Here is an 887-nt window from a genome sequence, read left to right as displayed (position 1 = left end):
GCTCTAAATCTGCTCTGGTTAAATCCTGCGGTTACGTAAGCAAAAAAAAGGATGGCTCCGACAGGCTTAATTTCACCGCCTTCTATGAAGCATTGCTAGAAGCCAAAGGTGTGAACCTTGGTGATGGCGGCCAGGTAGGTAAAGGTGGCCGCAAGCTCAGCTTTGTTGCAACCGTACAGGGAAATGGCAATTTATTGATCGGTAAGGCCTACACGGCAATGCTTGATCTAAAGCCCGGCGATGATTTTGATATCAAGCTTGGCCGTAAGCAGATTCGCCTCAAGCCAGTTGGAAGCACAGAAGAAGAAGAGGATTGATCTGAAAATCCTTCCACCAAATAAGCTGGTATCAAAAGCAATAACGGCCGTTTGCTACTAGGCAATTATTCTGGTTCCTTCTGGATTTAATTATTCAGATGGAACCTGATTTTTTGTTTCTTGCCCCCAGAACTGCTGATCTTGCATTGCAGCAAGCACGCTGATGCCTTTATTGCAGGTGCTGCGATTAGGGAGCAAAAAAGCGTGTTGATCAATACCCAAGCAATGGAGCCAAAAGCAGCGCAACGGCTACTGGATTTTGTTGCAGGTGCTGTTCATGCCTTRTCAGGTAATGCACTACGCATTTCGGCTGACTGCTTTTTATTTACGCCCTATCAGGTGCTTGTAGATCTCATGCCATCTGACGAATTAGATTTTGTCCATACCTAGCGCCAACAGCTCAATTTCCAAGCAAAACTGTGAGGTCTGTTTCAGCTAATGGCCCGCCTAGAGATGCAACTAGAGCTATCTGAGGCAGCTATTGCTGATCTCCCCCAGGCATTAGAGCAGTCAGCGTTGGAATTAAATGCCCAGTTGTGCTCAGCGTTGGAATTAAATGCCCAGTTGTGC

At 46.5% G+C, this 887-nt stretch carries 2 protein-coding genes; both read left to right on the top strand.

Translation table 11 applies throughout. The features are described from left to right. The coding region (locus C7K08_RS14625; RefSeq protein WP_106501189.1) for an AbrB family transcriptional regulator at positions 1-317 on the top strand (317 nt) is incomplete at its 5' end. A 120-nt stretch (positions 318-437) separates the two neighbouring features. Then, complete coding sequence (gene sepF, locus C7K08_RS14620; RefSeq protein WP_241537295.1) at positions 438-707, top strand: cell division protein SepF; 270 nt, start codon at positions 438-440, stop codon at positions 705-707. Positions 708-887 lie beyond the last annotated feature (180 nt).

Source organism: Synechococcus lacustris str. Tous, assembly GCF_003011125.1.
Taxonomy (GTDB): domain Bacteria; phylum Cyanobacteriota; class Cyanobacteriia; order PCC-6307; family Cyanobiaceae; genus Synechococcus_D; species Synechococcus_D lacustris.
Note: the sequence above shows the minus strand (reverse complement) of the source record. Positions and strands in the feature narration are given on the sequence as shown.